General features: G+C 42.3%; 18 protein-coding genes. 12 read left to right on the forward strand and 6 right to left on the reverse strand.

Going from position 1 to position 24,036, the window contains the following annotated elements:
• Positions 1-126 precede the first annotated feature (126 nt).
• Genes AC0VYC_RS05350 through AC0VYC_RS05360 form a run of 3 tightly spaced genes read left to right on the forward strand, consistent with a single transcriptional unit; the run spans position 127 to position 3,948 of the window.
• Positions 127-1,644, forward strand: coding sequence for a phytoene desaturase family protein (locus tag AC0VYC_RS05350; RefSeq protein ID WP_024720030.1), 1,518 nt, complete (start codon positions 127-129; stop codon positions 1,642-1,644).
• The gene (locus AC0VYC_RS05355) at positions 1,641-3,116 is read left to right on the forward strand and encodes a phytoene desaturase family protein (protein WP_024720031.1); all 1,476 of its coding nucleotides are present in this window, start codon (positions 1,641-1,643) and stop codon (positions 3,114-3,116) included. Before AC0VYC_RS05350 ends, AC0VYC_RS05355 begins: the two co-directional genes overlap by 4 nt.
• Positions 3,109-3,948, forward strand: coding sequence for a phytoene/squalene synthase family protein (locus AC0VYC_RS05360; RefSeq protein WP_024720032.1), 840 nt, complete (start codon positions 3,109-3,111; stop codon positions 3,946-3,948). Before AC0VYC_RS05355 ends, AC0VYC_RS05360 begins: the two co-directional genes overlap by 8 nt.
• 84 nt (positions 3,949-4,032) lie before the next feature.
• On the opposite strand, the gene AC0VYC_RS05365 is transcribed toward AC0VYC_RS05360, so the two are convergent.
• Complete coding sequence (locus tag AC0VYC_RS05365; protein WP_019743129.1) at positions 4,033-5,409, reverse strand: MATE family efflux transporter; 1,377 nt, start codon at positions 5,407-5,409, stop codon at positions 4,033-4,035.
• Between the two features lie 113 nt (positions 5,410-5,522).
• On the opposite strand from AC0VYC_RS05365, the gene AC0VYC_RS05370 reads away from it, so the two are divergent.
• The 3 genes from AC0VYC_RS05370 to AC0VYC_RS05380 all read left to right on the forward strand — a co-directional run bounded on the left by AC0VYC_RS05370 (position 5,523) and on the right by AC0VYC_RS05380 (position 7,302).
• Positions 5,523-6,389, forward strand: a complete 867-nt coding sequence (locus tag AC0VYC_RS05370; RefSeq protein ID WP_251210866.1) for an AraC family transcriptional regulator — start codon at positions 5,523-5,525, stop codon at positions 6,387-6,389.
• A 34-nt stretch (positions 6,390-6,423) separates the two neighbouring features.
• Positions 6,424-6,963 (forward strand): GNAT family N-acetyltransferase, encoded by a 540-nt coding sequence (locus tag AC0VYC_RS05375; RefSeq protein ID WP_251210865.1) that lies wholly within the window; start codon positions 6,424-6,426, stop codon positions 6,961-6,963.
• A 63-nt stretch (positions 6,964-7,026) separates the two neighbouring features.
• Positions 7,027-7,302 (forward strand): hypothetical protein, encoded by a 276-nt coding sequence (locus tag AC0VYC_RS05380; protein ID WP_035392471.1) that lies wholly within the window; start codon positions 7,027-7,029, stop codon positions 7,300-7,302.
• Between the two features lie 167 nt (positions 7,303-7,469).
• On the opposite strand, the gene AC0VYC_RS05385 is transcribed toward AC0VYC_RS05380, so the two are convergent.
• The gene (locus AC0VYC_RS05385) at positions 7,470-8,006 is read right to left on the reverse strand and encodes a serine O-acetyltransferase (protein ID WP_017360201.1); all 537 of its coding nucleotides are present in this window, start codon (positions 8,004-8,006) and stop codon (positions 7,470-7,472) included.
• Between the two features lie 387 nt (positions 8,007-8,393).
• Between AC0VYC_RS05385 and AC0VYC_RS05390 the strand changes: the two genes are divergently transcribed.
• From AC0VYC_RS05390 to AC0VYC_RS05415, 6 genes are read left to right on the forward strand one after another with little or no spacing between them, the layout of a single operon-like run.
• Positions 8,394-9,740, forward strand: coding sequence for an aspartate aminotransferase family protein (locus tag AC0VYC_RS05390; protein ID WP_335350197.1), 1,347 nt, complete (start codon positions 8,394-8,396; stop codon positions 9,738-9,740).
• Positions 9,727-11,223 (forward strand): pyridoxal phosphate-dependent decarboxylase family protein, encoded by a 1,497-nt coding sequence (locus AC0VYC_RS05395; RefSeq protein ID WP_327872435.1) that lies wholly within the window; start codon positions 9,727-9,729, stop codon positions 11,221-11,223. The genes AC0VYC_RS05390 and AC0VYC_RS05395 overlap by 14 nt, the downstream gene beginning before the upstream one ends.
• A complete protein-coding gene (locus AC0VYC_RS05400; protein ID WP_475389618.1) occupies positions 11,220-13,001 on the forward strand; it encodes an IucA/IucC family protein in 1,782 nt (593 codons plus the stop codon). The genes AC0VYC_RS05395 and AC0VYC_RS05400 overlap by 4 nt, the downstream gene beginning before the upstream one ends.
• The gene (locus AC0VYC_RS05405) at positions 12,998-13,552 is read left to right on the forward strand and encodes a GNAT family N-acetyltransferase (RefSeq protein WP_335350198.1); all 555 of its coding nucleotides are present in this window, start codon (positions 12,998-13,000) and stop codon (positions 13,550-13,552) included. The genes AC0VYC_RS05400 and AC0VYC_RS05405 overlap by 4 nt, the downstream gene beginning before the upstream one ends.
• Positions 13,527-14,876, forward strand: a complete 1,350-nt coding sequence (locus tag AC0VYC_RS05410) for a lysine N(6)-hydroxylase/L-ornithine N(5)-oxygenase family protein (RefSeq protein ID WP_335350199.1) — start codon at positions 13,527-13,529, stop codon at positions 14,874-14,876. Before AC0VYC_RS05405 ends, AC0VYC_RS05410 begins: the two co-directional genes overlap by 26 nt.
• A 13-nt stretch (positions 14,877-14,889) precedes the next feature.
• Positions 14,890-16,704 (forward strand): IucA/IucC family protein, encoded by a 1,815-nt coding sequence (locus tag AC0VYC_RS05415; RefSeq protein WP_024720040.1) that lies wholly within the window; start codon positions 14,890-14,892, stop codon positions 16,702-16,704.
• Positions 16,705-16,749: 45 nt separating this feature from the next.
• Here the strand turns inward: AC0VYC_RS05415 and AC0VYC_RS05420 are convergent, their stop codons facing one another.
• The 4 genes from AC0VYC_RS05420 to AC0VYC_RS05435 form a co-directional block, all read right to left on the reverse strand.
• Entirely contained in the window at positions 16,750-17,607 is an 858-nt protein-coding gene (locus tag AC0VYC_RS05420) for a GNAT family N-acetyltransferase (protein ID WP_335350200.1), read from the reverse strand.
• Between the two features lie 97 nt (positions 17,608-17,704).
• A complete protein-coding gene (locus tag AC0VYC_RS05425) occupies positions 17,705-18,640 on the reverse strand; it encodes an anti protein (protein ID WP_475389622.1) in 936 nt (311 codons plus the stop codon).
• A gap of 117 nt (positions 18,641-18,757) precedes the next feature.
• Positions 18,758-22,186 (reverse strand): methionine synthase, encoded by a 3,429-nt coding sequence (gene metH, locus AC0VYC_RS05430; protein ID WP_475389624.1) that lies wholly within the window; start codon positions 22,184-22,186, stop codon positions 18,758-18,760.
• Positions 22,170-24,011: a bifunctional homocysteine S-methyltransferase/methylenetetrahydrofolate reductase gene (locus AC0VYC_RS05435; protein WP_096881227.1), complete on the reverse strand. Its 1,842-nt coding sequence runs from the start codon at positions 24,009-24,011 to the stop codon at positions 22,170-22,172. Before AC0VYC_RS05435 ends, metH begins: the two co-directional genes overlap by 17 nt.
• Positions 24,012-24,036 lie beyond the last annotated feature (25 nt).

The raw sequence follows: 24,036 nt of genomic DNA on the forward strand, positions 1-24,036 counted from the left end.
CTTGTTGAAAGGAAGTCGGCTTTTTTGATACATAACATGAGACTTTTAGAGCACATCAAAAGTTGATCTAACCGCTTCAATTTGTATAATTAACTTAAAGTGAATTAATTTGGAGGAAAAAGGATAATGAAAATCATTGTGATCGGAGCAGGACCAGGGGGACTTGCAGCAGCTATGATGTTGCAAAGCAAAGGACATGATGTTCATATATATGAAAAACAGTCCTTTGTTGGCGGACGTAACTCTAAGTTTCAACTTGGTGATTTCACGTTTGATACAGGTCCTACTTTTCTCAGTATGATTCATATTGCAGAGGAACTGTTCACCTTTGCCGGTAAAAATCTCTATGATTATATAGATGTGATTGAATTAAAAGAAATGTATAGATTAATCTTTCAAGATGAGAAGCTTGATATGATTCGAGATCGAGACGAAATGTACAAACGTCTAGAAGCCTTTGCACCTGGTGAGGGCGAGGGGTATGTACGTTTTATGAATGATACAAAACGAAAAATGGACCGCCTAACGCCGATTCTACAAAGTAAAATGGATCGTTTCCATCATTATTTGCGTCCAAAAGTCATCAAAGCACTTCCTCAGCTCTCATTAAATAAAAGCTTATATGATGTGCTGTCGGATTATTTCTCAAATGAATCAGTGAAATATGCCTTTACATTCCAATCAAAATATTTAGGGATGTCACCTTGGGAATGCCCAGGAGCGTTCTCTATTCTTTCCTTTATGGAGCATGACACAGGCGTTTATCATCCGAAAGGCGGAGTGAATCAGCTGTCAGAAGCGATGGCAAAGGCAGCTGTTGAATCTGGGGCTACCCTTCATCTATCAACTGGAGTTGACAAGTTGCTGACGGAAGGCAGGAAAGTGAAGGGGATTCGCTTAGAAACTGGTGAAGAAATACAGGCAGATGAGGTGGTCGTAAATGGTGATTTTGCACACGTGATGACAAAGCTTGTAGAGCCGGGTCTTTTAAAGAAATATAGCGAGAAGAAACTGAAAAAGAAAAAATTCTCATGCTCCACCTTCATGCTGTACCTAGGTTTAGATACGATATATGATGAGCCACATCATACCATCGTTTTTTCCGATGACTATGCGAAGTTCGTCAAAGAGATTACGAAAACCTATGAGCTGCCGGATGATCCATCCATTTATATTCAAAATGCAAGTGTGACAGATGATTCGCTTGCGCCAAAAGGCAAGTCCGCTCTTTATGTGTTAGCACCCGTTGCCAATAATCAAAGCGGTATTGACTGGGAAGCGCATCAAGAAGAATTTAGAGAGCTTGTGCTGGATACGCTTGAGCGGAAAACAGGCTTTAAGAATATCAGGCAGCATATTGAAGTCGAGCGGATAATCACGCCGAAGCATTGGGAAGAAGAGCTGTACGTGTATGAAGGAGCTACATTTAATCTTGGTCACCAGTTGACGCAGATGATGGTACTCAGGCCGCATAATGAATTTGATGAGTTGAAACACTGCTGGCTCGTTGGTGGAGGAACCCACCCGGGCAGCGGATTGCCAACCATTTTAGAATCAGCGCGTATTACGACAAATGCGATTCTGTCAAAAGAGAAACATACGCACAAAAGAGTGCCACATCAAGAAAAGGGGAGCGCCTCATGAAAAAACATATATTGATTGCTGGCGGCGGTATTGGCGGAATGATCTCAGCCCTCTATTTAAAAAAAGCTGGACATGATGTCACCCTTGTTGAAAAAAATGAACGGCTCGGCGGGAGACTTGCTTTTGTACGTGAGAAAGGATATAAAGTAGATGAAGGTCCGACCATTGTCCTACTTCCTGATATGTTAAAAGGCATTTTACATGACGTAGGCATTGATGAAACATCTCTTGATCTCTTGCAGCTCGATCCGCTGTATACGATCCACTATCAAGATGGAACCTCCTATACGAAATACTCTGATACACTGCGACAACTAGAAGAAATCAAACGTGTATTTCCAAAGGAAGAACAGGGATATTTAACATTTATGCAAGAAATGACGGATCGGTTTCAAGAAGGGCAGGAAGCTTTTCTAGAAAAATCATTTCATGAAAAACGAACCTTTTTTACAAAAGCGAACATGAAGATTTTAATGAAATTAAAAGCATATCGAACCGTTCAAAGTTCTCTCAAAAAATATTTTTCAGATGAGCGCCTCCGAGATGCATATGCACTTCAAACCCTCTATGTCGGAGGAAATCCGTATGAAGCATCTGCCATTTATTCGCTTGTTTCATATAGTGAGCACGCACACGGAATTTACTATTTAAAAGGCGGATATGCGAGTTTAGTAGATATATTGGAGAGACAGCTCTTAAAGACGGGTGTACACATAAGAAAAAGTGAAGAAGTCGCACAATTTGAGTTTGAGGGGAAACGTGTGGTCAAGGCAAAAATAAATGATGAGCACATAGCAGCTGATGCATTTGTGATGAACGGAGATTATCCAGCGGCGTTAAAACAGCTTGGTTTAGGTGAACAAGACCGGCGTAAATACGTTCCATCCTCCGGCTGCGTGATGGTGTATCTAGGGTTAAACAAAGTATACGATGAAGCACCTGTTCATCAATTTTTCATGGGAGAACACTTTGATCAGCATATGAGAGAGGTGTTTCAAACGAAAACGATACCTCAAGATCCATCATTTTATACATTTAATCCATCGACCATCGATCCATCCCTTGCCCCAGAAGGCAGCAGTGTCCTATATATGCTCATTCCTGTTCCATCAGGAGATCACATCAATTGGGAACAAGAGACAGACTTTGTGGATAAAATGGTGGAGCGTCTTGAGAAAAGAGGCTTTCCACAGCTGCGAGAGGCGGTTGTCTGGCAAAAGGTGAGAACACCGAATGATTCAATGCGAGAAGGATTGTTTGAAGGCGGCAGCTTTGGACTCGCTCCTAATTTGTTTCAATCAGGTGTGTTTCGCCCGCAAGTAAAGGTTGCAGATGTAGACAATCTATATGCGGTAGGTGCTTCCATCCATCCCGGCGGCGGGGTACCGATCGTGATGCAAAGTGCAAAGCTCATGGCTTCTGTACTGCTTAAAGAGCTGAACAACAGAAAGGAAGTGAAGCTAAGTGGTTGATGTGCAAACAGCATTGAAAATATGTGAAGAGACCATTCAAACCCATTCAAAAACGTTTTATCGTGCCTTTTCCATGCTGCCTAAAAAGAAAAGACAGGCTGTTTGGGCCGTATATTCTTTTTGTAGGAGAGCGGATGACATTGTAGATGAGTCTCCTTCACCAAAGGAAGAACTGGCGTCTTTTCAGGAGGCATTTGAACGTTTCTTGCAAGGAGAAGTAGATCGTGATGATCCAATGTGGGTGGCGCTGGAGTATACATTTCAACAGTTTCGTATGGATGAATCCCCATTCCGTGACCTGCTGCGAGGACAGGAGATGGATTTAGAGCAACATCGATATGAAACGTTAGATGAACTGCTCATCTATTCCTATCATGTCGCAAGTACAGTTGGATTAATGCTGCTTCCGATCATTGCACCGCGTAAAAAAGAACAGCTAAAAGAAGCAGCGATTTCCCTTGGGATTGGCATGCAGTTGACCAATATTCTTCGAGACATTGGTGAGGATAAGGCGGAAAGGAACCGCATTTATTTGCCAAAACAAGTCATGGATCAATTTGGGTATACAGAGCAAGAATTACAAGAAGGGATCGTCAATCAAGCCTTCCAGCACGTATGGGAATATATTGCTTTTGAGGCAGAGGCGTACTATGAGGAATTTTTTGACCATCTCCATGAATTCCCACTTTATTCAAGGATCCCAGTGAAAGCAGCTGCTCACTTTTATAAGGCTATTTTAGATAAAACTAGAGAAAACGAATACCGCGTCTTTACGAAGCGGTCATATATTTCAACACAAGAAAAAGCACTTATTTTAGAAGATATTACGTAATGAAAAGAAGACAAAGGGTAAAATAGAGTTCGTTCGTTTTAGCCCTTTGACAACAATCTGAAAGGACTGCACCCGCAGTCCTTTTTATGTGGAAGTAAACCGGTACTCCGTCCACACCCTTGAACGCCACCGCCTATACATGAAGATACCTCTTACCCATTCATCCACGATAAAAGAAATCCAAACCCCGATAAGGCCCATTTCAAGTTGAATGCCTAATAAATAAGCGATCGGAAGGCCGATGCCCCACATTGAAATCATCGCCATATAGACTGGAAACTTCGCGTCACCAGCTGCCCGCAAGGAGTTGATGATGACCATATTAAAAGAACGTCCAGGCTCTAAAATAATTGTCAATATGAGGAGGAGACTCGCTATTTGAATGATCTCACTGTTGCTAGTGAAAAAAGTAAGTAAATGCGTCGATGATAAAGATAAAGCAGTAGAAGAAAGAAGTGAGATGGCAATGGCCCAGTATAAGCTTTTCATGCATCTTCGATAGGCCGCATCAAATTCTTTCGCCCCGATCAGGCGCCCAATTAAGATTTGCGTTCCTTGGCTAATGGCGGCACCAAATAACATAATGAACATCATCAAATTCTGGGTATAGACTTTTGCTGCCAGTGCTTGCGTGCCCATAAATGTGATAAACAGCGTAATAATCATTTGAGAGCCATTATAAGAAAGTTGTTCTCCAGCAGAAGGAATGCCGATTTTTAGCAGTTTTTTTAAATGCGTTCGCTGGATGTAAAACATTCGCTTGAATGAAAACCGCAATCCAATGCGGTGTCGAACAATGAGTATCATGGCTGTAAGACCGATCAACCGTGCAAATGATGTGGAAAGAGCGACACCCATGACACCTAATACAGGGAAGCCAAATGGTCCGAAGATGACCAAATAATTACCAGCAACATTTAACAGATTCATACCGATGGTGACATACATCGTATCTCTCGTGAATCCATAGCTTTTTAAAATAGCACTATAGGTCATAATGAGCGCCTGAATAAAAGAAAGCAGGCCGACAATCTGTAAAAAGACGGTTGCATCTGGCATGAGCTCGCTTGATAATCCCATCATATGCAGGATGGGCACAGCTAACACAAACATAAGAAGACTGATCACAAAGCTAATGAGGAAATTGGTGCCTAGTGATACATAGGCAACTTGGGTCGCTTCCTGCTTGCGGCTCGCTCCTAAAAGCTGCGCAATGACAATCGTCGTCCCAGTCGTAATGAAGCTGAACATCACAATCAATAGATTTAATAGCTGATTGCTTACCCCTACTGCGGCAACACTATTGTCAGAATACTGGCTGAGCATCAGTGTATCTGCGCTCCCCATCAGCATATATAAAGAGATTTCGATAAAAATAGGCCAAGTTAATGCAAATAATGAAGGGTGGGATTTTTCACTTTTGGCTTGAACCTTTTGTATTGTCAGTGCTTGTGGTTTCATCACATCGCCTTCTTTCGTATAAATCCGATTTATAGTGTACCTTGCATCGACTATAATAAGAAGAGATGAAACCGAAACTTATTGGAGAAATCCGACTTCATAAGGGGATGAATATGGGTCCGTTTATTACATTTACTGTACCGCCATTTCCAGTCTATATTGCTTCAGGCAAAGGTGTATTCCATCGAGGAGAACGACATATCTCCAGAATTTTCACCGTATTTGATCTTCTTTATGTCACAAAAGGTGAACTGTGGATCACAGAAGACGAGGTGCCTCATCATGTAAAAGAGGGAGAATATATCATCTTATCACCGGGACTTGCCCATGGTGGACATCTGCCATGCAAAGAAGAAACACTTTATGAGTGGCTGCATTTTTCAATCGATTCATTTGAGTTTACAGATCGGCCGAGAGAACACTGGTTTGACATGAAGCAAAATCAAGCCACTTTTGAAAAAGCAGCAAGCTATGAATTTCGTCTGCCCCGAAAAGGAAAAGTGAAAGGGGGAAGCGTGCTACAGAAGCATCTTTCAGCGATGCGCGCTTTAAATGATGATGCGTCTGAACTTCAGCTCAAAAAGCAGCTTCAATTTGAGGAAATGCTCATTCATTTACAAAAAGAAGCATTTCATATTCCAAGTGCAAAGGAGACTGTCGCTTCAGAAGTGGTTCACTATCTTGAACGTCATTTTACGCAAAAATTACAGATGGAGAAGCTGGCAGAGATTCTTCATTATCATCCTGATTACATGACAAGGTGCATGCAGACCGTGTACGGACTGACGCCGAGCCAGTACATCAATCGACTCAAAATTGAAAAAGCCAAAAGCCTGCTTGCTTCAACGAATGGAAAAATAGCTCTCATTGCAGAACATGTAGGCATTGATGACCCTACTTATTTTTCAAAGCTGTTTCGGCAAAATGAAGGCATGACGCCTATCGAGTATCGTCATCTTGCTAAAAGAACGACAAAGTAAAGGAACGTGAACAGATGAAAGGAAAAAAAAAGAGATTGTGAGCATACGTCCATTAGACGAAACCGATTTAGAAGTGGTATGGCATTTAAGGTTTAAAGCACCAGACCAGGCCTATCGAAAGTGGAATGCACCGTATTTTATTGAACATGACATATCGCTTACTGCATTTAAAAAACGCTATTTACAGGATGATTCTGTCCTGCCAAAACTATTTGGCATTGATGTCGGAGGTGAATTAAAGGGCACAGTTTCTTATTATTGGGAGAATGAACGCACACGATGGCTGGAGTGTGGGATTCTTATTTATGACTCACGTTTTTGGAATGGGGGCGTTGGAACAAAGGCATTGCGTCTATGGATCGATGAACTCTTTTCACACATTGATATCCCACGCATCGGTCTAACCACCTGGTCTGGAAATGAACGCATGATGCGTTGCGCAGAGAAATGCGGGTTTATCCTTGAGGGAAGACTGCGTAAGGTTCGTTACTATCAAGGGGAGTATTATGATTCGATGCGGTATGGGATGCTGAGAGAAGAATGGCAAAGCCTTCCGCACCATTCATTTGAATAGTTGTTTTTAAGATTAGGAAAAAAGTATAGTAAGATTAAATAAATTGAAAAAGAAGGGTGGCGGATGAATGTGAAATGGATTACAGGTTGGTTTGTATCCATATTAGTCGCAATCTACCTATTCGTTGATGCACCAAAACACGGGAAAAATAAATGGTTATGGGCCATCTTAGGTCTTTTGCTCGGGCTCTTCACACTTGGAATATATCTCATTCAAACAGGAAGAAAAGGGTTGGGCTGGACAGTACTGATTGTGTCCATTTTCATCTATGCGATTGCCATCCTCGTCTTTGTCTTGTACTTTCTCATGCTGGTCTTCGGGTACTCCAACGCAAATTAGAGAGTACGGCTGTGGTGATTTGTTTCACTTCAAGTTGCTACCGATTGATGGTTTGATTGCGCCAAAGCATCATAGGATAAATGGTGATGGGCTCGGGCAGGATGATCCTCATGTTTATCCATCTTATTTTATCTCATGTGGCTCACTGCTTTGGTCAAGTAAGTCCTTCATAAAGAAGGGCTTTTTTCTTTTATTTTTTGAGCTGGGACACCTGCAATGACAATCCGCTCTTCATGAAAGGAGCGATTCACTACTGCATTTGCTCCGATGGAAATATGATTCGCAATATAAATATTTCCAAACAGTTTAGCGCCAGGGCCGATCCATACATGATCTCCGATGACGGGCACATCTTTTTCATGATGGTTTTGACCGATATTCACACCTTGATGAATATCACAAAACGCGCCGATTTTGGCATGCTTGTTCACAATCAACAGCCCAGTATGGTTGATTCTGAGCCCAGGTCCAAATACACCAATTGGGATATCAAAGCCAAGCTGCATGCCTTTCTTTTTATGTAAGTAACGATAAAACCATTTGCGTAACGTAGCACCGCTATTCGTATAGTACTCATATTTTCGTAAATATCTTTGATATTTCCAAATATCATCCCCAAGCCACTTTGGTCTTTTTCGATTGATGGCAAGTGCTTTCTGATCTTGTGCCAAGTAGTGGTGAAGGTCATGCTTCGTTAAAATCATCAGATCTCCCTCGATTCCCTTTCGTTTCAGAGAAATTATACCATCATAACCATTTATATCAAGGTAAAATAACGTTCATTTTTTGTTTTACTGCATTCATTTCATTCGGCCGTCCCGTATCAAACAAGGGAGCTACAACGCATAGAGCAAAAGAACCAGGAGAATTGTTTTGTAATTTTTTTCAATATTTTTCATACTCAAACGTTACATCGCCCTTATGGCTGTAGATGTTTGTAAAAAATACACGAAATTACTCGTTAAAAAGAGAATATAGCATTCATATGCTTTTAGAATCATCTTTTTGAATACAATTGACTTTCGTATCTTACATCCTCTAGGCTAGTAAATGAAAATGATAATCTTTATCAATTGGAGGAGTGTTTTATTATGTCCATCAAAACCGTTTCTAAAAATCAGCAATTTTTAGAGCAACAAAGTCAAAGAGAATCTAATGCAAGGTCTTACCCGAGACGGTTCCCATTAGCCATGCAAAAAGCCGAAGGTATGATCGTGACAGATGCAGATGGTAGAGAATTTTATGACTGCCTAGCAGGTGCAGGAACACTTGCTCTTGGTCACAATCACCCGGTTGTTATAGATGCTATTGAACGTATGCTTCATGAAAAAAGACCGTTGCATACGCTGGACATCACTTCAGAGATTAAAGAAGAATTTGTGAATGAGATTTTTTCTCACTTGCCAGAAGAGTTTGCAAAAAGAGCAAAAATTCAATTTTGTGGACCAACTGGTGGTGATGCTATAGAAGCAGCAATTAAATTAGTCAAGACAGCGACGGGAAATCGTTCCATTCTATCATTCCACGGAGCATATCATGGTGCTACACATGGCACGATGTCATTAAGCGGCAACTTATCGCCAAAAGAAAAAGTACAAGGATTAATGCCAGATGTTCACTTCCTGCCTTATCCATATGAATACCGCTGCCCATTTGGAATTGGCGGTAAAGACTCACATCGCATTTCCAGCTCTTATATTGAGCGTGTATTAAATGACCCTGAGAGTGGAATTCTTCCGCCAGCAGGCATGATCTTTGAAGCGGTGCAAGGGGAGGGCGGCTCCATCCCGGCATCAATTGAATGGATACAAGAAATGAGACGAATCACAAAAGAAAAAGGAATTCCACTTATTATTGATGAGGTTCAATCAGGCATCGGCCGAACTGGTAAGATGTTTGCCTTTGAACATGCTGGTATTGTGCCAGATGTCATTGTGTTATCAAAAGCAATTGGGGGCAGCCTTCCGCTATCCGTTGTGATTTATGACAAAGACTTAGATCAATGGAATCCAGGTGCACACATTGGCACGTTTAGAGGAAATCAAATGGCGATGGCAGCTGGAACTGCTACGCTTAAATTTATAAAAGAAACCAATCTGCTTGATCATGTAGAAGGGCTTGGTCAGCGTATGCAGGCCAATCTAAAAGACATTCAAAAACAAGTGCCTGCTCTCGGTGATGTGCGAGGAAGAGGATTAATGATTGGTGTTGAAGTTGTGAATCCAGATGAGAAACAGGATGTGGACGGCAGTTATCCAGCAAATCCAGAGCTAGCCAGTCTCATTCAAAAGAATTGTTTTGATAAAGGCTTAATTGTGGAGACAGGAGGCCGTTTTGGAAGTGTGATTCGATTCTTACCGCCTTTGATCATGACAGAAGAACAGCTTGAAAAAGTCATCACGATTTTTAAAGAGGCAGTTTACGATGCAGTCAACTAAACCATCTGTCGATTCATTATTTATTCAACAAAGCCAGCTTGGGAGGGAGTCCTTCCAAGCGGCTCTCTACACATCCATCGACAGCTTACTGGCAGAGTGGCAAACAAGCAGAGGACCGTATAGCGGAATATTGCCTGGGAAATTAGCGGCTCATGTCGAATCGTTATTCCAGATTCAACCGGCTGGTGAATCCATTGAGTCTGTTTTTCAAGATATAAAAAATCACCTTTTACCGCATTTAGTTGATGTGTCACATCCTAAATGCCTGGCACATTTGCATTGCCCACCTCTAATCCCTGCTCTGGCAGCAGAGGTGATCGTAAGTTCCTTTAACCAATCAATGGATTCCTTTGATCAAAGCGGCATTGCATCTTTGGTTGAGGAGGAAATCCTCAAGTGGTTATGTGAAAAGTTTTCTTATGGAGAACGAGCAGATGGGACCTTTACGAGCGGTGGAACCCAATCTAACTACATGGGACTGCTTTTAGCAAGAGATGCATTTTGTGAAAACACTTGGCAATGGAATGTACAGCAGAAAGGGTTGCCGAGCGAGGCAAACCGTATGCGGATTCTTTGCTCCAAGAATGCCCACTTCACTGTGAAAAAATCAGCATCTCAGCTAGGTTTAGGTGAACAGGCTGTTGTGTTAGTTGAGACGGACGAACATCACCGAATGGACCTGCATGATTTGCAGAAGAAGCTTATGGAGCTTAAAGAGCAGGATTTGCTTCCATTTGCAGTCGTGGCGACTTGCGGGACAACTGATTTTGGCAGTATTGATCCTGTACGTGACATATATGACATGGTGAAGCCTTTCGGTTTGTGGATTCATGCAGATGCTGCCTATGGAGGGGCGCTTGTATTAAGCAAAACCTTCCAAGGAAAATTAGATGGCATCGAGCTGGCTGATTCGATCACGATTGACTTTCATAAGCAATTTTATCAGCCGATCTCCTGCGGGGCATTTTTACTAAAGGATAAAAGACATTTTGGTTTGATTGATTACCACGCAGATTATCTCAATCCAAAGGAAGATGAACTGGAGGGCATTCTGCATCTCGTGAATAAATCTGTTCAGACGACGCGCCGGTTTGATGCGCTAAAACTCCTTCTCTCTCTGCGTATGATTGGAGAAGAAGGGTTTGCAAGTATCATTGACCATACCATCCATTTTGCGAAAGATGTGGCTACGTTGATTGAGAAAAATGAGCATCTTGAGGTGATCAATCCTGATCCAGAAATCAATGCAGTCGTGTTTCGTTTTATAGATGATCAACAAGCAGAGGACATCAATAAAATCATTCATCGCACACTTTTCCAAACAGGAACGGCTGTCGTAGCAAAAACAGTAGCCGATGGTCAAACTTGCTTAAAATTCACTTTGTTAAATCCGAGAACGACTATTACACATATTGAGGAAATCCTTTCTGACATTGTTGATATCGGGATCGCTCATATTCAATCCGGGAGGGTACTACGTTGAGTCAATATAAACAAATGGCTGAAAATGCAACTATGCAAAGCTTTTTAAACTGTTTTTTACGTGAAACAGGAATTGATCGATCTGCAAAAAAAGAGACAAAAGCAGACGGCTCACTTGTATTTGTAGCAGCATTAGCAAAACAAGATCTTGAGCTTGTCATTCCGATTCGATATTTTTCGCCTGTAGGCCGTCATCTCTTTGATTTTCCCGTTCGCTTTCGCCCGAAAGGCAGTGAACAACAGGGAACGATCATCGATTACACCACACTTGTTGCTTTATGTTCAAAGGAACTTCTCATTGAATATGGCCGCACAGATGCAGAGGATGAGTTCATGCTTCGCATCATTTTAAGCTGCCGGAATATTGAAAGATTCATCAGAGAGAGAGAAAGTGATCGAGCGGCTCTTTCTTCAGCTGATTTTGAATATATTGAAGCGGAGCAGTCACTTCTTCTTGGGCATTTAACGCATCCTACACCAAAAAGCAGACAAGGAATGACAGAAGAGGAGGAAGCTATTTATTCTCCTGAGCTGAAAGGCTCTTTCCAGCTTCATTACTTTAAAGCACATCCGTCAATTGTGCTTCAGGATTCTTCTCTTTCACAATCTGCGGCAAGTCTCATGTTTGAGGAGCTCATGCGCCAGATGCCAGAAGAAAAAGAGAGACTGACGACGTTAACAGAAGGCGGTGAATATGTCCTGATTCCGATTCATCCGCTACAAGTCCAAGTGGTCATGGAGAAAGCGTTCGTCAAGCGTTATATAGAGGATGGGATGCTGACGTATTTAGGGCCGCTAGGATCTGAATACACAGCGACATCTTCCTTTAGAACGGTCTATCAAAAAGACTCTGCGTACATGCTTAAATTCTCTGTCCCTGTAAAGATCACAAACTCTTTACGCGTTAACAAACAAAAGGAACTTGATCGTGGAGTTGAGATGTCTCGTATCTTAAAAACAGAATTAGGCGTTTCTTTATATGACAAATTCTCTGGATTCCGTGTAATTGAAGATCCTGCGTATCTATCTATTCAAGGGGATGAGGCGGAATCTGGCTTTGAAGTCGTCATTCGTCAAAATCCATTTTTGCATCATGAAAAAGGGGCAAGCTTAATAGCAGGGCTATGTCAGGATCATGCATACGGAGGAAAATCAAGGCTTTCAGGCATTATCCATGAATTAGCAGACGCTGAAGGCAGATCAACAGAAGATGTCAGTCGTGATTGGTTCACACAATATTTATCGATTGCGTTAGAGCCGATGCTTTGGCTGTTTGAAACGTATGGACTTGCCCTTGAAGCCCATCAGCAAAATGCTGTCGTACAGCTAAAGAATGGATATCCGCACACATTCTATTATCGTGACAACCAAGGCTACTATTATAGCGAATCGAAAAAGGATCAGCTTGCGAAGCTTGTTCAAAACTTAAGCGTCAGAAGTGAAACCATTTGTGCAGACGATGTAGCGGTTGAGAGACTGCGTTACTATTTCTTCTTTAATCATTTGTTTGGTCTTGTGAATGGTTTTGGTACAGAGGGGCTTGCAAAAGAAGAAGATTTATTAGCCCTGATTAGAGACACACTGCTTGCGCATGAAGAGACATATGGTGCATCTGAGCTGACGAACAGTCTTATTCGGTCACAGGAGCTGCCTTCAAAAGCGAACTTACTCACGCGGTTTGAAGATATGGATGAGCTGACGGGTTCTTTAGAAACTCAATCCAGGTACACGTCTGTATTGAATCCGCTCTTTTTACATAAGGAGGCGCTGATTGGATGAGGCATCGAATTGGGTTCATTCGCGCTGAATATGAACGGGACGTCCAGCTTGTCCACAAGTGGATGCAAGAAGAGTATGTCCACCCATTTTGGCATTTGAATATTCCATTTCCTGCTTTTGAAAAGCACTTTTATCAGGCCATTCATGATCCGCATCAAACCCTTTATTTAGGAACCATTGATGGCACGCCGATGAGCTATTTTGAAGCATACAATGTGAAAGGGGATATCATTGAATCGTACTATCAGCCTTCTCCGCATGATCAAGGCATTCACCTGTTAATTGGAGAGCCAGATTATGTAGGGAAAGGATTTGCGGCTCCGCTGCTTCAAGTCATGACAGCATTTCAGTTTGAGCAGAACAAACGAACAGAAAAAATCGTGGCTGAGCCAGATATTCGGAACGAAAAAATGATTCATGTCTTTGAAAAGTGTGGATTCGAACGTGTGAAACCAGTCACTTTACCAGATAAAACAGGTCTTTTGATGTTTTGTCATCGAGATCGATTTGAAAGGAAGTATAACCATGACGTGGTTCAACAAGCAAAATAATGTAGTGGATGTCATTGGGATTGGCATTGGACCATTTAACCTAGGGCTTGCTGCATTATCTGAAGAAGTAGATGAAATTGACGCTTTGTTTTTTGAAAGAAGTGAAGCGTTCCACTGGCATCCAGGTATGCTCATTGAAGGGACAACACTTCAAGTCCCCTTTTTAGCGGATCTTGTCAGTATGGCGGATGTGAAAAGCAAATATAGCTTTCTCAACTATTTGCAGGAGCAAAACCGTTTGTATTCATTTTACTTTCTAGAAGACTTCCATATCCCGCGCAAGGAATATAGCCATTATTGCCGCTGGGTCGCGGATCAATTAGATTCTTGCCGATTTGGCATGAATGTCGAATCTGTCTCCATCGTTGAAAAAGCTGGAGAAAAACGATATGAAGTGCATGTCCGTCATGTGAAAGATCAAACGATAGAGGTGTTTGAAAGTAAGCATCTTGTTTTAGGTATCGGTACACAGCCTGCGGTACCAGCATCTCTTGAGCCAGCTTTAGGGGATCGGGTGTTTCATTCTGCTGATTACTTGAAACGAAAGAAAGAAGGCTGTTTTAAAGGAAAATCCGTGACGGTCATCGGTTCTGGTCAAAGTGCAGCAGAAGTATTCTATGACATTTTATCAGACGATGAGGCGAAGGATATTCATTGGTTTACACGCTCTAAAGGGTTTTTCCCAATGGAATATTCAAATTTGGGTCTTGAGTATTTCTCTCCAGACTATATTGATTTCTTTTATGAGCTTCCGCAGCCTAAAAAAGATGCGCTATTAAAGCAGCAAGATTTGCTGTATAAAGGCATCAGCTCAGCGATGATCCGAGATATTTATCACTTGCTTTATGAACGTTCTGCTTGCGGAGAGCAGCTGAACACCGTGCTGCAGGCGATGACGGAAGTCAATTTGATTGAGGAAACGAGGGACGGCTTATCGCTTTCATGCAATCAATGGGTTAAAGAGGAATCCTTTACGCATGAGACAGACATTGTCGTCTTGGCAACGGGCTATCAATCTGTATTACCGCCATTTATTGATCCGATTTCCCATCATATTCAGTGGGATCATCAAGGACGCTTCCAGGTTGAACGTGAATATCGATTGAAAACAAACACATTAGGTGAGAATGATATTTTTGTACAAAATGCAGAGCTTCATACACATGGAGTAGGCGCACCAGATTTAGGGCTAGGGGCGTACCGAAACAGTGTCATTATCAATGAACTGGCTCGTCGACCTGTGTATCCACTTTATCAAAAGCATGTTTTCCAGACATTCGGTACACATAAACACGCAAATACATTTGAAGAAATCAAAGGGTAAGGAGGATGAACCGATGAGTGTACAAGATGAATTGAAAAAAGCGGTCAATCCTGCTGCTTGGAAAAAAGCAAACCAGCGAATGGTGGCAAAAATGCTGTCCGAATATATGTATGAGGATATGCTTCATCCCGTTCAGCTAAATCATCAGGATGGCATCGCCCAATATGAATTAATCATTCACGATCAGAAGAAATATCGTTATCTCGCAAAACCTCGTTTGTTTGATAGTTTTGATACGATTGCTGAATCGATCGAGTGCTGTCAAGACGGAACATGGACAAAGGATGTTAGTGCCATTGTGTTTTTACTAGACATTCAGCCAATCATCCCAATGTCTTCTGAAACAACTGGTCATCTGATCAAAGAGCTTCACCATACCTTGTTAGCGGATGTTCATTTGCTGTCGAAAAAAGCACTTCGTGCAGATGAGCTAACAGATACAGATTATGCATGGATTGAGGGCGAGATGACTGGTCATCCGTGGATCGTCTATAACAAAGGGCGTATTGGATTCAGCTACGATGATTACTTAGCCTATGCACCTGAAAGGCAGGAATGTGTGCAGCTGTCTTGGATTGCTGTTCACCGAGAACTTGCGACTTTCCATGCGGTCGATCATGAGAACTATGAGCACATCATTGCCAAAGAATTAGACGAAGTCACGATTCGTCAATTCCAACGTGTGTTAAAGGATGAAGGGCTGAATGCGGCTGATTATTATATGATGCCTGTTCATAAATGGCAGTGGACGCATATGATCATCCAGCATTTCCCTGAGGATTTAGCCATGCGCCGTATTGTGTATTTAGGAGAAGGGCTGGATCAATATATTCCACAGCAATCGATCAGAACCTTTACAAACATCTCAAATAAAGGCAAGCATCATATTAAACTGCCAATGAGTATTTTAAATACGCTAGTGTACCGGGGGCTCCCATCAGAACGTACGGTGATTGCTCCTCGTATTACAGCACATATTAAAGGAATCGCCGATCAAGACGCCTTTTTATCCGATGTATGCCGCGTGATTTTACCAGGTGAGAATGCGAGTATCAATGTTGATCATCCTTATTACAGCAAGCTACCTGGTGCGCCATATCAATACCTTGAAATGCTTGGGGTCATTTTTAGAGAAAGCATTTATACGTATTTAGATGAAGGGGAGAGCCCTGTTACGTTGGCGGCACTGACGTATGAAGATCATGAAGGCGAGCCTTATCTGAAGCAGCTCATTGAAAAATCGGGTCTGTCAGCAAAAGAATGGATGGCGTCATTCTTCCATGTTGTCATGCCGCCGCTTCTGCACTTTATGTATCAATATGGCACGGTGTTTTCACCTCACGGACAAAATACAATTCTTGTATTAAAAGATCATAAGCCGCATCGTTTGGCGATCAAAGATTTTGTTGATGATGTGAACATTAGTGATCAACCGCTGCCTGAATTGGCTTCATTAGAAGAAGATCTAAAGGAAGTGCTGCGTAGTGAGCCGCCAGAGGGTCTTGTACAATTTATTTTTACGGGCCTGTTTATTTGCAATCTTCGTTACGTGTCAAACGTGTTAGACAATCACAATCTGTTAGATGAAACGACGCTTTGGCGCTTGCTTGCAGAAGAAATTCAGCAGTATCAAAAGCAATTTCCACAGCTAAAAGATCGTTTTGCTTTATTTGATCTATTCCAGCCACAGCTGACAAAGCTTTGCTTAAACCGTAATCGCATGATTGATTACGGCTATGGAGACGGAGATGACCGGCCGCATGCATCAGAGCATGGCAAGGTCACAAATGCACTCGCTCAAGTTCTCTCATCCGTAGGCGAAAAATAAAAAAGAAAAGCTGTAGACAACATCTGTCTACAGCTTTTTGATTTTTTAAGAAAATGCTTGTGAGGCCAGAAAATAGAGAAGCGCCGGATCGTTCTGCTTTTCGTTCCCGCGAATCATCATAAAATGTGCGACGTTTGTTTTTGTAAATCCTGCTTCTACAAGTGATGCATGCAGGCGTTCAGCTGTTTCTTCCTGCATATCTAAACGAAAGGCGCCAGAATAAGACGTGAGAAGTGATTGAATGAGTGATAGCGCCGTTTGTTCATCGTTTGCTGCAAGCGGGCCAATCATCAGATTAGCTGGTGTTTCCACACCAAATGCGAAGCCGGTGATTTCGTGGTGTTCATCCTTTGCGATCAGTTTAAATGCTGCTCGCTCCATTCGCTTTATTAAGAAGTTTGATCGATTGGTCCCTGCGCCTTTTTCATCCAGCCTTTCAATAGACGGGAGGTGCGTTTGATCAGCGGGAAAAAGATGAATCTGATGTGACGCGTGAAGGGCACTAGGATTTGTTTTTTGTGCTTTGTATGTATGAATATAACCGGCTGTCTGAAAGCCGATTTTTTCATAAACTGGGCGTCCTTGTACAGTAGCCGTTAAAACGACAGGGACACTTGGATCACTATGACGAAGCAGTGTGTCAATCATTTGACGGGCAAGACCGAGTCCTCGATGTGTCTCAGATACAATGACCGCCCCAATTGATGCCACTCTGTCATACTGAAAAAGTCCAGCGCATGAAATGACTTGTCCGTCAGTTGTTGTAAAACCGGTAAAATGTCCATTTGTTAAAAGAGATGTGAGCTCTTCCGCATTGTAATCAGGCCAGTCGACCTCTTTTGACAATGCGACAAGGTCTGGTATGTCATCAAGGGTTAAAGTTCGTTGTATAACGTTTGCCAATACACGCAACTCCTTCTTAGCTGATTTCTCTATATGTATCGTACCATAAGAACGCATAAGAAAAAGGAAAAGGGGATACCTTTTCCTTTTGTCTAGTTTAATAATTGAGGTCACGGTTGTATTCATATTCAAAGGTGAGCTGTAAGTTCTTAATTGAGACAACGCCTACTTTAATTAACCGTCCACCGATCAATTGAGGAACCTCGGTTGCATTAAAAGAAACAAAAAAGCGGTCTTTTGCTGGCACTTGACTTGTTTTATAAGAAGAGATGTCAACTTTTTGACCGTTCCAAGGTACGTTCACTGTTCCGCCTTTTAAGGAAGAGACAGTGAATACATAATTATATGCATTTGTACTGCCTTTTTCAGCTTCTAATGACAGGCCAGTGACAACGGCATCCTGCGGCAAGCTGCTTAAATCAAAAGAAGAATTGGGAGATCCGGCTTCATTGAAACTATTCAATGTGGCAGGTGATCCATATCGTTTCGTTGTGGCTTTTTCAATACTTTTTTCAAAGACAATACGATACATGTTGTCCTCTTCATTTAATAATTGCTTTGGTTTGACGGCTAAATAGTAGTCAGTGCTTGCGGCAATTTTCGGCATATGGATGATTTCATTTTGGTTGTTTGTCCGCACAGAGGAAGACACGAGTGACCCGCTCTGATTGTAAAGATAAAGATCAAAATCATTTCCAGCTTTCACATTGACGAGTTTGATAGAAAAGCGGCCATCTGCTCCATCAAATTTAGAGCTGGTGAACCGGTAAAAATCAATGTCATTCATAGAAGAGATACTGCCTTCGTGATATAAATAGGTCTTGTTTAGATGAAGAGAGTGCTGTAAGAATTGAGCTTTTTCCATCGTATCATTGTTTGCATAATCACTGTCTGGATACAGATGCTCCAATTCTTCTGTATAATATGTTGTTTGTTTCGTAGAAGTTTCACTCGCTTGAGCAGGTGATTGGAAAAGAGGGCCAGCGATAAAGAGGCCTGTAAGCAATAAAACCCCGATCTTCTTTTTGAACATGACAAACATCTCCTTTTAAGTAAATGACTTTCATTTATAATATCGGTAAATAAACGTAATTTTTCATATTTATTCCATTTTTATTTATAAAAAGAACCTCCCATTCAGGAGGTTTTTTTAGTGAACGTTAAAATATCGAGCTTCAGGATGAGAAACGACAATGGCTGAAACGGATGCTTCGGGCTCCATCATAAACCCTTCTGTGAGATGAATCCCGATTTTTTCTGGCTGCAGCAGGTGGAATAGTTTTTCTTGGTCTTCTAGATTAGGGCACGCTGGATAGCCAAAGGAATAGCGCTGACCTTGATATTTGGCTTGGAACCGTTTCTCCATCGTGAAATCGACTGGGTCTGGGAATCCCCATTTATCACGAATTACTTGATGCGTTCGTTCAGCCAATCCTTCTGCAAGCTCAAGTGCTAAAGCTTGGACCGCATGCATTTTCAAATAGTCACCCTCTTGTTTAAATTGCTGCGCAACCTCTCGTATGCGGGTACCAGCCGTCACTGCAAATAAGGCGATATAATCTTTCTCGTTCTCTCCGCTTTTCCGCACATAATCAGAAATAGACCGGTACGGAAGTTTTTCCTGTCTTGGAAATTGGAATGTCTCAATGACGCGGTCAGGCGCTTCTGGATCATAGATATGCAGGTCATTCCCATTTGAACTGGCAGGGAAGAATTGATAGACGAATGCAGGTGCAAACCAGTTTTTCTCTCTGCCTTCTTGAAGAAGATCTGTGATCAGCTGTTTTAATTCCAATGCTTTTGGATGCTGTTCAGCCAAGAGCTTTTTGACCTTTCCTTTTAAACCGAGGTGATGGCCGATCAGCATTTGCTCATTGACATAGGGCATAATGTGGTGCAAATCAATATCCCGTACATAATGGCGTTTCGTATTTTCTGGCGTGAAAATCGCTGCCTCCGGAAGTGTCGCGCGTTTTTCTAGTAATTCAATCACAGCTTTTGGCTGCGTTGTTTCTTTTTCCTTATGGAGTGTTTCTTGATCCTCTAAGGGTTTTGTTTGAAATTGAAGAGGGTCCGCTCTTAATTCATTCGCTAAAGACAGGCCGTCCATTGCATCTTTGGCGTAAAGGACGGGGCCATCATATTGAGGCGAAATTTTCATCTTCGTAAACTTCCGGGAAAGCGCCGCGCCGCCCACCAAAATGGGAACAGAGATGTTTGCTTTTTGTAAATCTTGAGCGGTCAAGACCATTTGCTGTGCTGATTTGACAAGTAAACCTGATAATCCAATCATATCTGGCTTTTCTTTTTGCACCGCTTCAATCAATGTTTGTGGGGTTACTTTAATTCCGAGATCGACGACGTGAAAGCCATTATTGCTCAAAATGATGTCGACCAGGTTTTTCCCTATATCATGGACATCGCCTTTGACGGTGGCGAGGAGAATCTTCCCTTTGCCGCTTGCGTCCTTTTTCTCCATAAATTGCTCAAGGTATGAAACAGATGCTTTCATGACCTCAGCGGATTGGAGGACTTCAGCTACAATCAATTCGTTTTGATTAAAAAGGCGCCCAACCTCTGACATTCCCTGCATTAATGGTCCATTGATGACATGAAGAGGTGATTCAAATTTCTCCAAAGCAAGGGCCAAATCATCAATCAGGCCTTCTTTCGTCCCTTCGACGACATAGATTGCCAGCCTTTCATCAAGTGATAAGGAGATCTTTGGTTTCTTCTCTGTTTTCTTTTTCCCGCGATAAAATTGGGTGAACTCAGCAAGGGTTTGATCATTTGTTTCATAAAGTAAAGTTTCAGCCAGCTTGATTTCTTCCTTTGGAATTGAAGCGAAGCGTTCAAGCTTTTCAGTATTCACGATCGCATAATCAAGCCCTGCTTTTACGCAGTGATACAAATAAACGACATTCAATATTTCTCTGCCAACTGGCGGGAGTCCGAAAGACACGTTACTAATGCCTAAAATGGTGAGACATTCAGGCAGTGCTGCTTTGATTCGCTCAATGCCTTTAATCGTCTCTTCAGCAGCACCAATATACTGTTCGTCTCCAGTACCTACTGGAAAGACAAGAGGGTCAAAAATGATATCACTCGCAGGGATTCCATATTTTTTCGTGAGCAGGTCATGGGATCTTACGGCAATCTCAAGTTTTCGATCTGCTGTGACGGCCATCCCTGTTTCATCGATTGTTCCAACAACAAGTGCGCCGCCATATAGCTTGACAAGCGGAAGAATCTCTTCAAAGCGCTCTTCTCCATCCTCTAAATTAATAGAATTGATAATGGCTTTTCCTTGAGAATACATGAGTGCTTTTTCGATGACATGTTTATCGGTTGAATCAATGACAAAAGGAGCTTTCACTTTTTTCATGGCTTCTTTTAAAAAGCCTTCCATGTCTGCTATCTCATCACGATCAGGGTCTGCTAGACACACATCAATGACGTGAGCGCCATTTTTCACTTGAGCACGGGCAATTTCTGCCGCCTCTTCAAACTTTTGTTCTGCGATGAGCCGTTTGAATTTGCGTGAACCAATGACATTTGTGCGCTCACCAACAAAGAGGGGGCGCATCGCTTCTTCATAAATGAGGGGCTCGATGCCTGATACGGTATGCGGTGATGACTCATGCGTCATGCTGCGGGGCTGAAGCGAACGTACTTCATCTGACAATGCCTGAATATGTGCAGGCGTTGTACCGCAGCAGCCGCCGACGATATTTAACCAGCCTTCTTTTGCAAAAGCGGCAATTTTTTTAGCAAGCGAAGCAGGGGATTCGTGATATTGCCCTTCTTCATCAGGGAGACCAGCGTTTGGATAGCAGCTGACAGCCGACTTTGAGATGGAGGAGAGTGTACGTATATGGTCTGTCATAAATTCTGGACCAGTTGCACAGTTTAAACCTACGCTGATTGGTTTCATATGCTCAAGTGAGATATAAAAGGCTTCAATATCTTGACCGGCAAGGGTGGTGCCCATTGGTTCAATCGTCCCTGACACCATCAGTGGTAGCTCAATACCGGTTGCGTGAAAGGCTTCTTGAATGCCTTTAAATCCAGCTTTGACATTCAGCATGTCTTGACTCGTTTCTAAAAGAAGAGCATCACATTTCCCATCAATCAGGGCGCGGGCTTGTTCTTCATAATTTGCAACGAGCTCTTCAAACGTTGTGCCGCCTGTCACGGATAATGTTTTTGTAGTGGGCCCCATTGCGCCTACAACAAAGCGGGGCCAGTCTGGTGTCGACAAACGGTCTGCTTCACGCTTTGCCAGCTGAGCTGCTTTTACGTTCAATTCATAGGCGAGATGGCCAAGTCCATATTCATCGAGAACGAGCTTCGTCGCGCCGAATGTATTTGTTTCGATTAAATCTGCACTTGCTTCAAGATATTGCCGGTGAATCGTGGAAATAATATGAGGGGCTGTGACGTTCAAATATTCGTTACAGCCTTCATACTCTTCTCCGCCGAAATCCTCTGCTGTGAGATCGGCGTTTTGAATCATTGTGCCCATTGCACCGTCAAGGACGAGGATGCGTTTTTTGAGCTGTTCAGTGATAGTTGGCATGGATGTTTGGCTCCTTTTCTTTCTGATGGATGTAAGTTGTCAGTTCTGCTGTTAAATCTGATCGAAGGAAAGGGGTAATTAAATAGATACCATTAAACAATTCGCAGGCTGTATCTAATAAAGAGCGGGCAATCGCTAACCCTTCTGTCCGCTGCTTTTCTTTATCTTCGCCTGCCTTGGCCATAATCTCACGAATCGAGTCAGACAATTTAATGCCGGGAATTTCATGATGAATAAACTCAGCATTTCGGCTGCTTGTTAGCGGCATAATACCGATGTAAATCGGTTTATCCAAATGTCGGCTTTCTTCATGAATCTTCACAAGCTGTTCCTCAGAGTAAACAGGTTGTGAAATAAAATAATCGGCACCATATTCGATTTTCTTCTCGAGGCGTTTGACCGCTTTATCAATATGACGGACATTGGGATTAAACGCGCCAGCCACTGAAAAATTAGTCTTTTTCCCGAGCGGTTTCCCAGAGAAAGATAGCCCCTCGTTAAATTGTTTGATCAGACGGATCAAATCAAAGGAGGTTAAATCATACACAGATGTCGCACCTGGGAAGTCTCCAATTTTAGACGGATCGCCTGTGATGGCTAAAATATCGGTTAGTCCAAGCGTGTCCAGTCCCATTAAGTGGGATTGGAGTCCAATCAAATTGCGATCACGACATGTGATATGGACAAGTGAACGCATATCAAGCTGCTGTTTTAATAAAGCGCCGCATGCCACATTGCTAATACGCGGGGTAGCTAGAGAGTTATCGGCCAGTGTGAGGGCATCAATGCCTGCACTTTTTAATTCGTTCGCTGCGATAAGGAATTTTTCAAAGTTCAGCTTCTTCGGCGGGTCCAGCTCGACGATAATCGAACGTTTTTTCACAGCAAGCTCGTCAAGACCTGGTTCTGTTCGTTGATCTTGGATGGAAATGATTTCTTCTTTTAATACTTTCACTTCTTTTTCGGTGATAGGTGCTAAATCTTTGACCGCCTCAGCCATGGCGCTAATATGCTGAGGGGTTGTTCCGCAGCAGCCTCCAATGATTCGTGCGCCTTGATTTCTAAACTCAAGTGCACTTTTTCGGAAATAATCATTATCTGTATCATAGACGAGTCTGCCTTCTTCAAGGGAGGGGAGACTACTGTTTGGATAGACAGATAAATGCGAATTTTGCAAAAGTGGAACGCCTTCAAGTGCCTGAATCATATGATAAGGGCCTAATCGGCAGTTAATGCCGACGACATCAGCGCCAAGTGAGGATAATTCAGATAAACCGTCTTTTAGCGGTGTACCGTCCTGCAATACACCTTGCTCATGCATGGAGACGTTCATGACAATCGGAAGCGCTGTTTCTTTGCGAGCAATCTCAAGAACGGCTTTTGCTTCTTCAATATCGTAATACGTTTCAAGCAGTAACCCATCAGGCTCTTCATTTAAAAGGATATAGAGCTGTTCTCTAAAGCTCCGTTTAATCTCGTCTAAAGAGTAGGCATTTTTGTTAAATGTTCGAATGCCGCCGATTGTTCCGAGGACATAAGCTGAGCCAGCGGCTGCTTTGGCAATTTGTACAGCTTTTGTGTTGATGCGTTTTGTTTCTTCCTCTAAACCGTAGCGGGATAGTTTAATATAATTCGCACCGTATGTGTTCGTTTGAATAATGTCCGCTCCAGCTTGCACATATGCTTCGTGCACTCTTTTGACTTCATCTTCTTTTGATAAATTTAATTCTTCAAAGCAGCGGTCAATGCCATAAGAGTATAAAAGTGTTCCCATTGCTCCATCAGCAATCAGTACGCGATTTTGTAAGTCTTGTAATAGGCCCATTGGTTTCCTCCTTATTTCTATGTAA

This window comes from Bacillus sp. iso_77 (genome assembly GCF_056173625.1).